The sequence below is a fragment of the Vescimonas sanitatis genome, assembly GCF_049060325.1.
Classification (GTDB): domain Bacteria; phylum Bacillota; class Clostridia; order Oscillospirales; family Oscillospiraceae; genus Vescimonas; species Vescimonas sanitatis.
On the sequence record NZ_JBMGPW010000022.1, the window covers coordinates 1 to 1,420 of the forward strand.

The following is a 1,420-nucleotide window of genomic DNA, read 5'->3' on the forward strand; positions in this document are numbered from 1 at the left end:
CGGTTGATCATCACGGTGCCCAGCTTCTCGATGCGCTCCTCGGGCAGGGTGGAAGCTTCCTTCAGGAAGCCCTTGTAGTTGGGCATGTCGATGTCCAGGTGGGTGCAGTCCGCGCACAGACCGGTGTGCAGGCGAGCCGCGCAGCGGGGGGCCAGGTCACGGCCGATGTTGGAGGCGCCGAACAGCAGCACCTCGGGCTTCAGCTCCTCAACGGCCTCCACGATCACCTTGGTGTAGGCATCGGTGGTGAAGTCCTTCAGCAGGGGGGAGTTGTACACGTACACCTTGTCGGCGCCGTACTCGCCCAGCTCGGCGGCGATGCCGTCAACGTTGTCGCCCAGCAGGATGCCGCACAGCTCGACACCCAGCTCATTGGCCAGCTTCCGGCCCTCGGAGATCAGTTCGAAGGTGGTGGGCATCATCACGCCCTGACGCTGCTCGCAGAACACCCATACGTTCTTGAAGGCAGCGGTATCAGCACTATTAAAAGCCATTTTCTTTTCTCCTTCCTTAGATGATGTGCTTGGCGGCCAGGATGCCGGCCAGCTTGTCGGTGGTAGCCTTGTCAGCGCCCTCGAGCATCATGCCCGCGCCCTTCTGAGGAGGCGTGAAGGAGGTCAGAATATTGGTGGGAGAACCGGCCAGACCGATGGTGCTCTTGTCGATCAGGGGGTGATCCTTCAGGGTCTCGTAGGTCATAGTGACCAGAGGCTTGCTGTAGCACTCGAACGCGCCGCCCACGGACAGGTAACGCGGGGTGTTCAGCTCCTTGATGCAGGTGATCATGCAGGGAGTCTTGACCTTGATGGTCATGTAGCCGTCCTCCAGCATGCGCTTGACGGTCAGGGTGTCGCCGTCCTTGGTGATCTCGCCGGCATAGGTGACCTGGGGCAGATGCAGCTTCTCAGCGATCTGGGGACCCACCTGTGCGGTATCACCGTCGATGGCCTGACGGCCAGCCAGGATGATGTCGTCCTTCTCGATGCCGTAGGTATCGATAGCGGCAGCGATGATCTGGGAGGTAGCGTAGGTATCGGAACCGCCGAACTCACGGGCGGTGACCAGAACACCCTCGTCCACGCCCATGGCCATCAGCTCACGCAGCATACCCTCTGCGGGAGGAGGACCCATGGTGAACGCCACGACCTTGCAGCCCAGCTCGTCCTTCAGGGACAGGGCGGCCTCGACGGCGTTCAGATCGTCGGGGTTGATGATGGTCTGCATGGACGCACGGTCCAGAGTGCCATCGGGATTGACGGCCACCTTACCGGAGGTATCGGGGACCTGCTTAACAGTTACGAGAATTTTCATTTTCCTTTTACCTCCTACCTTACTTCACGCCCAGATTGCTGGCGATGACCATGCGCTGGACCTCGCTGGTGCCCTCGTAGATCTCGGTGATCTTGGCATCACGCATCAT

At 60.5% G+C, this 1,420-nt stretch carries 3 protein-coding genes; all 3 read right to left on the reverse strand.

Going from position 1 to position 1,420, the window contains the following annotated elements; translation table 11 throughout:
• Positions 1 to 494, reverse strand: a 494-nt coding sequence (locus ACOMDU_RS13545; RefSeq protein WP_421130685.1) for an electron transfer flavoprotein subunit alpha/FixB family protein, incomplete at its 3' end; no start/stop codon positions are given.
• A gap of 16 nt (positions 495 to 510) precedes the next feature.
• Complete coding sequence (acrB, locus tag ACOMDU_RS13550) at positions 511 to 1,311, reverse strand: acryloyl-CoA reductase electron transfer subunit gamma (RefSeq protein ID WP_421130686.1); 801 nt, start codon at positions 1,309 to 1,311, stop codon at positions 511 to 513.
• Between the two features lie 19 nt (positions 1,312 to 1,330).
• The coding region (locus ACOMDU_RS13555) for an acyl-CoA dehydrogenase family protein (protein WP_421130687.1) at positions 1,331 to 1,420 on the reverse strand (90 nt) is incomplete at its 5' end.